Raw genomic sequence first — 686 nt, 5'->3', positions numbered from 1 at the left:
TCGCTGGGGAGTCGTGACGCACACTCAGTGAAGCCGTCCGAGAATCCGGCCATCATTAGGTCGGCGTCGTACCGGTCGCGCACCTTCGAATGCTGGTACTCCACGAGCGCCTGACGTCGCGCCGCCTCTCGTACATCAATCCCGGTCATCGCTGGCCTCCTTCACGGGTTCGTACTTCTGCAGGAACCTCGTCCGAGACGTATGCGTCAGGCGCTTCCCCTTGTGCGCGACCCACGCGTAGCCGTCCGTCGACGGCTGGCCTAAGACCGTAGTGTGCTGTCCGTCCGACTTGCGCCGCCAGATCGAGCCTTCCTTGATGCGCTCAGACACCGCTGTTCTCCTCTGTCGGCTCCCCGCAGAGCGCACGGGCTGCACGGTCTAGCTCTTCCCTCGTGCGCTCGAGGTTGAGTGTCACGCGCCCGCCACTCACCAGGTGGACGTCGATCCCGGTTTGCCCAATCTGGAGCGCAGCGACCTGATCCTTGCGGACCCACACGCCCCCGATCTTGACGGTCGTAAACGTCGTGCTACTCCACATCGCTCTTCCCTTCTCGTATCTCGGCAGCACGAGAACGTAGCCAGTCCCCGCCCCCATAAGCCCAGACCTCGTAAGCGGCACCCTCCGAGGGCCGCTTTAGAGCCGCCGCCGCCTCTTCGAGCGCCCTCGCCGCAGCCTCACGCTCGAC

The 686-nt window shown here is 64.7% G+C and carries 1 protein-coding gene; it reads right to left on the bottom strand.

Translation table 11 applies throughout. From position 1 onward, the window contains the following. Nucleotides 1-135: 135 nt before the first annotated feature. The gene (locus JD276_RS15705; protein WP_200116601.1) at nt 136-330 is read right to left on the bottom strand and encodes a hypothetical protein; all 195 of its coding nucleotides are present in this window, start codon (nt 328-330) and stop codon (nt 136-138) included. Nucleotides 331-686 lie beyond the last annotated feature (356 nt).

Origin of the sequence: Leucobacter chromiisoli, assembly GCF_016522505.1 — a bacterium.
GTDB lineage: Bacteria > Actinomycetota > Actinomycetes > Actinomycetales > Microbacteriaceae > Leucobacter > Leucobacter chromiisoli.
The sequence above is the reverse complement of the archived record's forward strand: the minus strand, read 5'-3'. Positions and strand labels throughout refer to the sequence as shown.